Source organism: Ruegeria sp. CE8 (assembly GCF_056537465.1).
On sequence record NZ_JBQFRP010000010.1, the window covers coordinates 190,544 to 201,222 of the forward strand.

The 10,679-nt window shown below is 53.8% G+C and carries 10 protein-coding genes; 7 read left to right on the forward strand and 3 right to left on the reverse strand.

Features of this window, described 5'->3' with window-relative positions; genetic code table 11:
* Nucleotides 1-42: 42 nt before the first annotated feature.
* Genes ACR0AA_RS16620 through ACR0AA_RS16635 form a run of 4 tightly spaced genes read left to right on the forward strand, consistent with a single transcriptional unit; the run spans nucleotide 43 to nucleotide 4,919 of the window.
* A complete protein-coding gene (locus ACR0AA_RS16620) occupies nucleotides 43-1,068 on the forward strand; it encodes an ABC transporter substrate-binding protein (RefSeq protein ID WP_170774139.1) in 1,026 nt (341 codons plus the stop codon).
* A complete protein-coding gene (locus ACR0AA_RS16625) occupies nucleotides 1,069-3,285 on the forward strand; it encodes an ABC transporter permease (RefSeq protein ID WP_480756464.1) in 2,217 nt (738 codons plus the stop codon).
* Nucleotides 3,282-4,352, forward strand: a complete 1,071-nt coding sequence (locus ACR0AA_RS16630; protein WP_480666235.1) for an ABC transporter ATP-binding protein — start codon at nucleotides 3,282-3,284, stop codon at nucleotides 4,350-4,352. The genes ACR0AA_RS16625 and ACR0AA_RS16630 overlap by 4 nt, the downstream gene beginning before the upstream one ends.
* The gene (locus ACR0AA_RS16635) at nucleotides 4,353-4,919 is read left to right on the forward strand and encodes a histidine phosphatase family protein (RefSeq protein WP_480756465.1); all 567 of its coding nucleotides are present in this window, start codon (nucleotides 4,353-4,355) and stop codon (nucleotides 4,917-4,919) included.
* A gap of 3 nt (nucleotides 4,920-4,922) precedes the next feature.
* Here ACR0AA_RS16635 and ACR0AA_RS16640 read toward each other — a convergent pair whose 3' ends face one another.
* Both ACR0AA_RS16640 and ACR0AA_RS16645 read right to left on the reverse strand, forming a co-directional pair.
* Nucleotides 4,923-5,714 (reverse strand): inositol monophosphatase family protein, encoded by a 792-nt coding sequence (locus tag ACR0AA_RS16640; protein ID WP_480666233.1) that lies wholly within the window; start codon nucleotides 5,712-5,714, stop codon nucleotides 4,923-4,925.
* Nucleotides 5,715-6,277: 563 nt separating this feature from the next.
* Nucleotides 6,278-7,156, reverse strand: coding sequence for a LysR substrate-binding domain-containing protein (locus ACR0AA_RS16645; RefSeq protein ID WP_480666232.1), 879 nt, complete (start codon nucleotides 7,154-7,156; stop codon nucleotides 6,278-6,280).
* A gap of 118 nt (nucleotides 7,157-7,274) precedes the next feature.
* Here ACR0AA_RS16645 and ACR0AA_RS16650 point away from each other — a divergent pair, with 118 nt between their 5' ends.
* Complete coding sequence (locus ACR0AA_RS16650; RefSeq protein WP_480666231.1) at nucleotides 7,275-7,577, forward strand: SDR family NAD(P)-dependent oxidoreductase; 303 nt, start codon at nucleotides 7,275-7,277, stop codon at nucleotides 7,575-7,577.
* 466 nt (nucleotides 7,578-8,043) lie between these two features.
* The gene (locus ACR0AA_RS16655) at nucleotides 8,044-8,433 is read left to right on the forward strand and encodes an ectoine synthase (protein WP_480756466.1); all 390 of its coding nucleotides are present in this window, start codon (nucleotides 8,044-8,046) and stop codon (nucleotides 8,431-8,433) included.
* Between the two features lie 316 nt (nucleotides 8,434-8,749).
* On the opposite strand, the gene ACR0AA_RS16660 is transcribed toward ACR0AA_RS16655, so the two are convergent.
* Entirely contained in the window at nucleotides 8,750-9,670 is a 921-nt protein-coding gene (locus ACR0AA_RS16660; RefSeq protein ID WP_480756467.1) for an ABC transporter transmembrane domain-containing protein, read from the reverse strand.
* A 556-nt stretch (nucleotides 9,671-10,226) separates the two neighbouring features.
* Here ACR0AA_RS16660 and ACR0AA_RS16665 point away from each other — a divergent pair.
* Nucleotides 10,227-10,613, forward strand: a complete 387-nt coding sequence (locus tag ACR0AA_RS16665) for a hypothetical protein (protein ID WP_480666227.1) — start codon at nucleotides 10,227-10,229, stop codon at nucleotides 10,611-10,613.
* Nucleotides 10,614-10,679 lie beyond the last annotated feature (66 nt).

Consider the following 10,679-nt stretch of genomic DNA (forward strand, 5'->3'; position numbering starts at 1 on the left):
AACCGGGAAACCCGGACGCACTAAGCTCAAAGGGAGGAAAAAATGAGGAAATTGACATCCACTGCGGTTGGATCGGTGATTGCCCTGGCTGCGTCACTGTCGGCGGCACAGGCCGATAAGCTGACACTCTATTGTTCGGCGCAAGAAGATTGGTGCCAACTCATGGCGCGCAGCTTTGAAGACGCGACGGGCATCGACGTCAACATGACCCGGAAGTCATCAGGTGAAACCTTTGCACAAATCCGCGCCGAAAGCTCGAACCCGAAAGGAGACGTTTGGTGGGGCGGTACGGGTGATCCGCATTTGCAGGCCGCCGAAGAAGGCTTGACGATGGAATACATGTCGCCAGTGCGCGACCAGCTTCATGATTGGGCGATATCCCAAGCAGAAAGCGCGGGCAACAAGACGATCGGCATCTATTCAGGCGCACTCGGTTATGGCTACAATGCCGATCTCATCGCTGCCAATAACCTACCCGAACCAGCCTGTTGGAAAGACCTGCTGAAGCCCGAATACAAGGGCCACGTTCAGATGGCGAACCCGAACTCATCAGGTACGGCCTATACCACGCTGGCATCGATGGTGCAGATCTTTGGCGAAGATGAAGGCTTTGAGTTCATGAAAGGTCTGCATTCGAACATCAACCAATATACAAAGTCTGGTTCTGCGCCGATCAAGGCCGCCGGTCGAGGTGAGAACACCATTGGTATCGTCTTCATGCATGACGCTGTGAAGCAGGCCGTTTCAGGATTCCCGATTAAGGTCGTCGCACCGTGCGAGGGCACAGGATACGAAATTGGCTCGATGTCGATTATTGAAGGGGCCCGCAACGAAGAAGAAGCGAAAAAGTTCTATGACTGGGCACTGTCACCCGAAGCCCAGAACCTTGCTCTTCAGGTCAACGCGTTTCAGGTACCTTCGAATAAGAGCGCGGAAACTTCGGATAGCGCGCCAGACATGAGTCAGATCAAGCTGATTGACTATGACTTCAAAAAGTATGGTTCGTCAGACGAACGGAAGCGTCTGTTGCAGAAATGGGACGAAGAGGTTTCGACTCTGCCGCAGTAAATGACTGACCGGACTTCAAAAACGACCCATCCGGTCCTGATCTTCTGGATCACGGCCGGGTGGGTCGGATTCTGCCTGTTGCCTTGGTATATGGTCGACGGTGGCCTTTGGTCGTTCGAGTGGCTTTTGGACGGCTACCCATTCGATGAGGATTATGCACCCGCTGCGTTTCTGATTGGACAGGGTGAAAAACTTTGGCTCGCTCCGCTCCTGATCGCACTCGCCCTGCCGCTTATTGTGTTGAAGTGCCCCAAATCTGATTCACTTTACGCCAGAATACTGATCCTGTCAGGGGCGCTTGGCTTTGGCTGGCTGATCGCTCAGGGGTTCAGCATTGGCATCAGAGGCTTCAACTTCCATTGGTTGGAGGCGATGTTTGGCGAACTCGGCGACCGTCAGTTCGGAATGGGTTACGGCGCGATGATATGTGCCTCAAGCTTTCTGTTCCTGCTTACTCAGGGGATCGCGGCAAGGGGTGCCATTAACGGTGACGTCTTTGTCGTAAGCGCCATCGGTGGCATTATTACAATTGTCACCGCTTTTGTCTTTTTTCCCATCGCGAAGATGCTATTCGCTGCCTTCATCACCGAAGAAGGCGCGTACTCCATCGCGGTATTCTTCTCGAAGTTTTTCGATGATCGACTGTGGGGTTTGGGGTGTTTTCAGGGCGCGCGTTGTGGTGCCGCTTGGAATTCACTGTTCCTAGCCATCTTAGTTGGCGTCATCACCACGGTCCTGGGGCTTTGCTTTGCACTGGTCGTGACGCGCTCAGGCTTTCGCCATAAACGCGCGCTGCGAGCTCTGACCGTTCTGCCAATAATCACCCCGCCTTTCGTGATCGGCCTGGCGCTTATCTTGCTTTTTGGCCTGTCCGGGTCGGTCACCCGGTTCTTTGCCGAACTTTTCGGCACCCAGCCGACACGCTGGCTTTATGGAATGCCAGGCATCCTGATCGCGCAGACACTCGCGTTCACGCCAATTGCGTTTCTTGTTCTGATCGGTGTGGTTGAGGGCGTCTCTCCGTCGATGGAAGAAGCGGCCCAAACGCTCCGCGCCAGCAGATGGCAGACTTTCAAGACGGTTTCCTTGCCCCTGATGCGGCCCGGTCTTGCGAACGCGTTTCTTCTGGGCTTCATCGAAAGCATGGCCGATTTTGGCAACCCACTTGTACTGGGCGGCAATTTCGACGTGCTTTCGACCGAAATATTCTTTGCCATCGTTGGCGCTCAATACGATCAAGGCAGGGCCGCAGTTCTGGCCATGGTGCTGCTGTTCTTTACTCTTTCCGCCTTTTATGCGCAGCGTGTCTGGCTGGGGAAGAAAAGCTATACAACAGTCACTGGCAAAGGGGATGCTGGGGTGCATCCGCTGATGCCGAATGGTCTCTCGGTTCCTGTGCTGCTCATTGCTCTGGGCTGGGCGCTGTTCACAATTGTTGTTTATGCGATGATCATTTACGGCAGTTTGGTGGAGTTGTGGGGGGTCGATAACTCGCTGACAATCAAGCACTACATCACCGCGTTCTCAGTCCGTTTTGAAGAAGAGGGCATACGCTGGACCGGGGCCGCTTGGGACAGCTTCTGGACCACTATCACTATCGCCGCCATTGCAGCGCCATTAACCGCCGCCGTTGGGCTGGTAACGGCCTATTTGCTGACCAGACAGAGCTTTGCGGGCAAGAACGCCTTTGAATTCGGCACCATGCTGTCCTTCGCCATCCCCGGCACTGTAATTGGCGTTAGCTACATTCTGGCCTTCAACGTTCCGCCAATCGAAATCACTGGTACGGGTGTCATACTTGTTGTCAGCTTCATCTTCCGTAATATGCCGGTTGGCGTTCGTGCGGGGATCGCGAGCATGTCGCAGCTTGACCGCAGCCTTGATGAATCCTCGCTGACCCTTGGTGCAAACTCGTGGCAGACGTTCCGAAGCGTCATCCTGCCGCTATTGCGCCCTGCGATACTTGCTGCGCTTGTTTACAGTTTTGTCCGTGCCATGACGGCGATCTCGGCTGTCATCTTTCTGGTCAGCGCAGAATACGACATGGCGACCAGCTACATTATCGGTCGGGTCGAGAATAATGACTATGGCCTTGCGATCGCCTATTCGACGACGCTGATCTTTGTGATGCTCGCGGCGGTCGGTTTACTGCAACTACTCGTTGGCCGGGTCCAGATTGGTCGACGCACGCAACACGGAACGGAGGCATCGCGATGACCGACGCCAAAATCGGTTCCAAGGCCGCCCCGGTGCGCTTTGAGAACGTGTCGAAAGTATTCGGTAAAGACGTCGTCGCCGTCGACAACATCAACCTGCATGTCGATGCAGGAAAACTCGTCACACTGCTTGGTCCGTCAGGCTGTGGGAAAACAACGACTCTGCGCATGATTGCCGGGTTGGAAATGGCAAGCTCCGGCAAGATCCTAATTGGTGATCAGGACGTGACCAAATTGCCTGCCACCGACCGCGACGTATCCATGGTTTTCCAGTCATACGCGCTTTTCCCTCACATGAGCGTGCTGGAAAACGTGATGTATGGCCTCACATTCTCAGGCTTTGCAAAGGACGAAGCCCGCAGCCGCGCTCTGTATGGATTGGAACTGGTTGGCCTGCAGGGGTTCGACAACCGTCTTCCCTCGGAACTGTCAGGGGGCCAACAACAACGTGTTGCCGTCGCCCGCGCGCTGGTTCTTGAGCCGCAGGTTCTGCTGTTCGACGAGCCGCTGTCCAATCTCGATGCCAAGCTTCGCCGTCAGGTGCGAGAGGATATTCGGGCAATCCAGCAAGATCTTGGTTTGACAGTTGTTTACGTGACCCACGATCAGGAGGAGGCACTGGCAGTCTCGGATGAAATTGTCGTTATGCGCAACGCAGCGATCGCCCAAATGGGCACACCACGCCAGCTTTACGATGCCCCGAACGATCGTTTTGTCGCCGATTTCATAGGTGAGGCAAACCTATTGGATTGCCAAATCGTCGAAATCAATGGCGACGCGGCAACGATAGAAATAGAAGGCTACCGCCACACGCTGCCCCGCCGCGGTTTGTCCGAAGGGACCGCAACCATTGCAGTGCGACCCTCACGTCTGGTGATCGGTTCAGGTCAGGGAATTCCAGCCACGGTGGCTAAGGCGACCTATGTTGGCGTTCGAATGGAATATACGCTGATCGGTACATTCGGTCAGGTTTTTGCCGTACACGATGACGTCGATGCGCCGCTTGATCCCGGCACCGAAATCAGAGTGGGTTTTGCTGACAAAGGGCCCGTTCTTCTGCCGGATTAAATGCCGAAACTCATTATCATCACTCACCCTGAGGTCTCTATCGATCCGGCCGTCCCGATAACTGAGTGGGGCTTGAATGCTGTGGGCCGTAAGCGCGCTACTGAATTTGCATCCAGTGGAATCTTGTCCAACGTCACTCAGATATGGACCAGCGACGAGCGGAAGGCCCGCGAAACAGGCGAGATTCTTGCTGCACCACGAAAGCTATCCGTGAAATGCAACTTGGATCTTGGTGAGAATGACCGCAGCGCAACCGGTTACTTGCCGCTGAAAGATTTCGAAGCCGCGGCCGATGCTTTCTTTGCTCAGCCGGAAAGTAGCTATCGCGGTTGGGAACCAGCGATCGAAGCACAGATGCGCATTCATCGGACAGTCACTAAGATTATCCGGTCGCATGATGCCGGGGATCTTGCAATTGTGACGCACGGAGCAGTGGGCACATTGCTTTGGTGCGCACTCTCGAATTGTTCGATAGACCGCAAGCACGACCAACCCTCACAAGGCCATTTCTGGCAGGCAGATTTAGCTACGCTCAAGCCTGATTCATGTTGGGTCTCTTTGACGTAGGAGCTAAGCGTTCCAAGCGTTCTCTGCGATCTCACGCAACGTCTCGAACACATCTGGTGTCCCCACGATCACGCGCCCGCCGTCTCGGATCATCTCATCAACGTCCTGATCCTCGACAACGCCACCCGCTTCCGAGACCAGCAATTGCCCAGCCAGACAATCCCATGCATTCATGTGCTCCTCCACGTAACCCAAAAGGCGCCCGGCAGCGACGTAAGCCAATGAAAGCGCTCCGCTGGCGTTTCTGTGAAACATCGCCCCGTGCTCGATCAGATCCTCGATAACAGGTAAGACATGACGGCTCTCAATCCGGTTCGAGTATCCCACAGCCACTGTTCCATCTTGCAACGGCACTCCTAACGCGACGCTTATCGGTGATCCGTTAAGTGTCGCAGTTTCTCCGCGAGTTGCGACAAAAGTTTCATCCACGTTTGGATCGTGGATCACACCAATCTCCGTTTGACCCTCAGTGACACCAGCCAGAACAATGGTCCATGCAGGAATACCGTTCACGAAATTCGTGGTCCCATCAATTGGATCAATAACCCAGTCAAAGCCACTCTCTCCCGCAACCGCGCCATGCTCTTCACCGTATACGCCATCGTTGGGCCACGCCTCCGCGATCCTTTGACGAATGAAAGTCTCGACGTTCTTGTCCGCCTCGCTCACCCAGTCCTGAGCGCCTTTTTGATCAACTATAAGATTGACCCGATCTGCAAAGAACTTTTTGGCAAGTAGCCCAGCCTCCTCGCAGACTTCGGTGGCAAAGTCTCTGCGTTCTGAAAGTCGAGACATAGGTGCTCCTTTTTCGGTTGGAGATTTTCCCAACAACACTGTAGGCCAAGCGAAGACTGGGCAACCACATAGTCTTCTCGCTTGCTTCAGGTGCCAATATTGGCTCCACAAACCTTGAGTTACTAGAGTCTACAATCTTCTCCGCGATAAATCTCCCGATCGATGGTTCTCTAATTTCTGTTTGGATTGGATGTAGAACCGACTTGCGGTAGCGCAGCTAAGATCCTGAGACACCCACCCTTTGAATGTCGGCTTACTTGCCGGCGTTCAATTTGGTCTGTGTGCGCAACAAAGGTCGGCTCTCCATTCGAACCGCAGATCTGAAGTGTCCGCTGTAGGCCGGGTGCGGGCATTGCCTTGCGCTGAGTGGACGGCAGCTTTGTCCGCTCACCTGCCATTTGCCGCCTGGCTCTGAACGTCCGGAATGTGCGGTTTGCTCAATGAGTGAAAGATGGAATTGGGATCAGGGGCGGCAATGGGCTCGTAGGGGAGCGCATCCGACTGCCTTTGGCGGCAAGTGTTCCAACGACCGCTTTCGCAGGTCGTCGATTGGAGCCCAAAGCTCAAATCGCCATGAGCCACTTCTTGAAAATTCTCACCGAGACCCGCTCCTGGTCGCCAGGTCGGCAGACGAAGTATAGTCCGCGATCCAGCGGAATACTGCTTTCACCCAAACGGATCAGCCGACCGAGTTTTAGGTCCCTCTCCGCCAATAGGTGTCTTGCCAACGCCACGCCTTGTCCGTCAATCGCGGCCTCCAAAAGAACGGCACTGTCCACAAATTTGATGTTTTGTGAATTGATCCGATCAGCACCCAGCCCGACCTGCGTCGCCCAGCTTTCCCAGCCGACGTTGAAAGCATCGTGCAACAATAGGAGATCAGCCACGTCTTCAGCGCGCATTGGTGAATGTGTATTTTTAATAAAGGACGGCGCGGCTACGACAATCAATTCCTCGCGCCTTATTTGCTCATGATACAATCCGTCCCAGCCGGGCTCTCCAAACCGCAGAGCGACTTCGACCTCGGATGTGTTGAAATTTGCATAGGTATCGTTCGTATCAAGCAATAATGCGATACCCGGATTCTTTTGCTGAAACGAACTCAGTAACGGGACAAGCCATCTGAGTGCCAGTGATGTGGACAAGGACACTGTAATCGACTGGCGGTGATGTAATCGCTTTACCTCCATCACGCCCAATTGCAGTGCCGAAAAAGCCTCGCGTGTTAACTGAGACAGTCGTTCCCCGGCCTTGGTCAGTTCAACGCCATTGGGACAGCGATGAAAGAGCGTCACGCCAAGATGCAGTTCCAGCAACTTGATTTGCCGACTGATTGCCTCGTGGGTGACGTTCAGAACATCCGCTGCCTTGGTGAGGCTTGAGTGGGTTGCGGTTTCATCAAAGGCCTGAAGCGCCCTAAGATGTCTGAGGTTTTCTACCATGTGAGAAAACCTGACAGCAATGTCCAGAAAACTCGATAGGCGCCACCCAATCCGTGAGGTTACACTGACTTCTACTCGATAGATTTCACACACTTTGCACCTGTGGAAAGGAGATGCCATGCCCGATATCAAAGTCGCTCTGATGACCGGAAATGGTCAGGGAATTGGCCGGGGCTGCACCATTGAGATGGCAAAGGCAGGCTATAAGGTCTCACTGATGTCCCCCTCCAATCGCTCAGTTGAACTGGCAGAGGAGCTTGGGGGCATTGGCCGCCGGGGCTCTGTGCTGGATGTCGATGATTTGCAGGCAATGATCGACGACACCATGAGCAAGTACGGATGGATTGATGCAATCGTCAGCAATATGGGTCACGGTGGAGGGGTGCCTGAGGCCATCAAAAACAGTAGGCATCGATCCTGACTTTGACGGGCCGCTTTTGGAACTCAGTGACGAGTTGTGGCACGAAAACTTGGACATGTACGTTTTGAACGTTGTGAAGATTGCTGGCATCGTCACGCCCATACTGATCGAACAAGGCGGGGGTGCTTTCGTAAACATCTCGTCCATGAATGCAGTCGAACCACGTGCGCCCTATACCATGAGTATTCTTCGCGGCGCGCTGCACAGTTTCTCAAAAGCTTTACGGGGATCGTTATGCGCGGCACAACATTCGCATGAACAACTTGCTCCCCGGGTTCTGTGAAAACGTGAACCTGCCCTAACGGGCCCGCTTGGAGGTCCCGGCGCAGCGGCCTGCAACATTCGAGGAAATCGGACAGGCGTGCGTGTTTCTCGCCAGCGATGGAGCTCGATAAATTAACGGTCAGAGTATACTGTCCGACGGCGGAATGAACCGCGCGGTACGATAGGAAAGAGGCGGTGCAGTATGATCATTAAGGAACTTAAGGACATCCTTGGAACGGATCGGGACGTTTCTGGGCCGGGGTGGAACAGCAGGCGGTTATTGCTGGCGTCTGATGGTCTGGGCTTTTCGCTCACGGATACGATCATAAAAAAGGGTGCGGAGCTTGAGCTTGAATACACCCACCACTTAGAGGCGTGTTATTGTATTGAGGGCAAGGGTCAGATCAGGGCGGCTGACGATGAAATCTGGCATTCTCTTGAGCCGTTTACCCTCTACGCTCTGGATCGGCATGACCGTCACTTAGTGCGGTCGACGAACGCTGACCTGCGGCTTGTTTGCGTCTTCAATCCGCCGCTCAGCGGCCGCGAAGTGCACCGTCAAGACGGAAGCTATGCCCCAACTTCTTCCTGATGAGCACGGCGATGTCCTATAGCAACCGCCTGTACATGTGGCGTGCAGGAAGGGGGGAAGTCGGCTCCTGCCCGCCATTCACTGCGGTGTGCCTCGGCTGTCTCTTTGTGCCCTACGCAACCATCCGTTTAGGTCACCGCGAGTGCCTATGCAGATAGCTACGAAGCGCAAGAACAACCATCAAGGCGGCAAAGTCATGGCGAACCTTATTTTTATACGCCGGCGACGGCGATCAGAACAAAGACAAAACCGGCTTCATTCGTCATATGAAAGTACCTTTATAACAAACGACTAACCTCAATCACGCGCGCAAAGCTCAAGCGGCGGCGACATACATGTCGACGCCTGCTTCACGCAGAAGGTCAAATTTCACAGCGGTCGCGCTGACTTGTCGATAGAACGCAATCAACTGCCTCGTCGGCCCCTGAAGACGGGTCAAGCCAACTGTCGCGGCAACGACGGTGCCGACATCGGTATTGCCCTCGAGAACCTGCCAACCACCGACGACAAGAACCCCTACCGTTCCGATTCCATTAATCGCGCTGAGAACAAATTTAGAGGATAATTTCCAAACAAAAATTCGAGAGCGTGTCTCGTAGATTTGGTCAAAGCGGGGCGTTATTTCCGCAGCCGACCGATCTGCATCTACGAGCATGTTTGTGGCATCGCGCAGTGTGTGTACACGATCCGAGACCAGCGAGTTCACGCGGGTCTGAACGATGAGGACAATAAAGATCTGAGGTACGATCATACCAATCGCGATCAACCCCAGAGACGGTTGATTGGCAGCAATATAACCCACGACCACGACAAGAGTTCCGGCCTGAACGAGTGGTTCGGACAAGGCACTTCCCGTGAATTTTCCCACTTGTTCGGCTTCCGCCGACACCATTGTCGCCTTTGCGCCGTAGGCAATTTTATCGGACCCTGCTGGACGTTCGCGCGACAGAACGCAAATGCGTTTGCGTAGTTTGCGGATCATATCCTCGCCCAGAACACTTGAAAGATATCCCAGTATCCATTTCAGTGCGAGGCTCAGAAGTATGACACCACCCATTGCTGCGCCAAGCACTAGAAGCTGGCCGGGGTCTATGTCTTTTTCGGTCAGCCCGTTCACGATATTCTTCTGATAATTCAAAGGAAAAGCGGCTAACGCGGCAATTGAAAGCGAAAGCAGTATGTTCACTATTTGATGGCGTCCAGTTGTTTTCCAGATTGCGTTGTAAAACTCAAACACGTCACTTTCCCCCAATTTCTTGCGCCACCAATGCTGAACGATGCGGGCAACTTGTAGCCTTGATACTCTAACACTAAATCTAATTCAGATAGATAAATGTCTCTCCTCCGGTTCTGCACGGTTAGGTTTGGGGTTTGGATATGATGACTTGATTTCGCGATTTTGGCGGCAAGATTCCGGGGCTTCAGCTCTGCAAGCGCACAGTCGCACCAGATGCGGTTCGAAACCTAATGGTGCGTGACCTGTAGACGGTCTGAAACAGGTTATTTCGGACCAACTGTCACTACAGAGTAACGGCGAAGAAAGCACGATCTGATCGCTTGTTTCTTTGTTTGATTTGTCCGGAATTTGCGGTGACTAGGCGCTCGGCTTTGTAAGCTGCCTGAATAGGTGGTTTCCAACACCTGACAGGTCAGTTTGGATGGCAATATTGCGATTTTTTGCGAGGGTTAGCGGCAAAACTTGCAGCTGAGAGGCCGAAGAGGCCTATGTTACGTTAAAGGCTTGATATATACTGGAATTGCGTTGCAACACCTATTTTTCAAGGGAATAAAGTATGTCCGAAGATGCCGTCCAGTCAGCCATGGAAGTCATGCGGCGCCACGTTGAGGCTTTGAACGCACGAGATCCCAAAGCCATCGCTGAAACACTTCACTTCCCCCATTATCGTCTGGCTGGCGAGACGGTCAAAATCTGGGATACGCCTGACAGCTATCTTGGCGATTTTCACGCTCGGGCAGGGGGGGATTGGGGGCACACGGAATGGGGCCATCTGAATGTACTGCAATCCGACGAAAACAAAGTTCATCTGGACGTGATGGTGGACCGGTTCGACAAGGCAGGCCAGCCACTGGTCTCATTCCGGTCGCTTTGGGTGGTCACTCGGATCAATGGTGTCTGGGCGGCACAGATGCGGTCGTCCTTTGCGCAGGATCTGCGCTGACCTGCAATCACATTTTCTTCTGCTGGTCGCCGAGCTATAATGGATTTGTCTTCAGGTCTTGCCCGA

Excerpts from the sequence above, each read along its gene's own strand:
- ACR0AA_RS16620 (WP_170774139.1), top strand. The coding sequence starts at position 43 with ATGAGGAAATTGACATCCACTGCGGTTGGATCGGTGATTGCCCTGGCT.
- ACR0AA_RS16625 (WP_480756464.1), top strand. The coding sequence starts at position 1,069 with ATGACTGACCGGACTTCAAAAACGACCCATCCGGTCCTGATCTTCTGG.
- ACR0AA_RS16630 (WP_480666235.1), top strand. The coding sequence starts at position 3,282 with ATGACCGACGCCAAAATCGGTTCCAAGGCCGCCCCGGTGCGCTTTGAG.
- ACR0AA_RS16635 (WP_480756465.1), top strand. The coding sequence starts at position 4,353 with ATGCCGAAACTCATTATCATCACTCACCCTGAGGTCTCTATCGATCCG.
- ACR0AA_RS16640 (WP_480666233.1), bottom strand. The coding sequence starts at position 5,714 with ATGTCTCGACTTTCAGAACGCAGAGACTTTGCCACCGAAGTCTGCGAG.
- ACR0AA_RS16645 (WP_480666232.1), bottom strand. The coding sequence starts at position 7,156 with ATGGTAGAAAACCTCAGACATCTTAGGGCGCTTCAGGCCTTTGATGAA.
- ACR0AA_RS16650 (WP_480666231.1), top strand. The coding sequence starts at position 7,275 with ATGCCCGATATCAAAGTCGCTCTGATGACCGGAAATGGTCAGGGAATT.
- ACR0AA_RS16655 (WP_480756466.1), top strand. The coding sequence starts at position 8,044 with ATGATCATTAAGGAACTTAAGGACATCCTTGGAACGGATCGGGACGTT.
- ACR0AA_RS16665 (WP_480666227.1), top strand. The coding sequence starts at position 10,227 with ATGTCCGAAGATGCCGTCCAGTCAGCCATGGAAGTCATGCGGCGCCAC.